General features: G+C 62.3%; 1 protein-coding gene. It reads right to left on the bottom strand.

Features of this window, described 5'->3' with window-relative positions:
- On the bottom strand, positions 1-387 hold a 387-nt coding region (locus IB254_RS30045; RefSeq protein ID WP_192420955.1), incomplete at both ends, for a hypothetical protein.

Genomic DNA, 387 nt, shown 5'->3' with positions numbered 1-387 from the left:
TGACATCCTTGGCCACCACATCGAAGTTCTCGGAGATGCTGTCGGCACCACCGGGATTCGGGTGGTCGCTGTCGTAACGCAGCGTATAGCTGTAATTCACCACACCGGTCGCCGGGTTGTAACCGGTAATGGTGAAAATCGCGCCGGTGTCGGTCTCGGTCGATTGCGGGAAACCTGCCGCCACACCCGCAGTGACCACGGCAATGCCGCCCACGGTGAGGGTTAGCAAGCCATCCGGCGCGTTGACGTTGAAGGTGCCGGTCTGGGTCAGGGCCGGTGCGTCCGGGTCGGTGCCGTAGGTGAGGTTTTTTTCGTAGACGGTCAGTTCACCGCCATACGCGTCGAGGCCGCTGAGGGTGACCGGGCTGATGCAGCCGTTGCTGACGT

The organism is Pseudomonas sp. PDM03 (assembly GCF_014852385.1).
GTDB lineage: Bacteria > Pseudomonadota > Gammaproteobacteria > Pseudomonadales > Pseudomonadaceae > Aquipseudomonas > Aquipseudomonas migulae.
The sequence above is the reverse complement of the archived record's forward strand: the minus strand, read 5'-3'. Positions and strand labels throughout refer to the sequence as shown.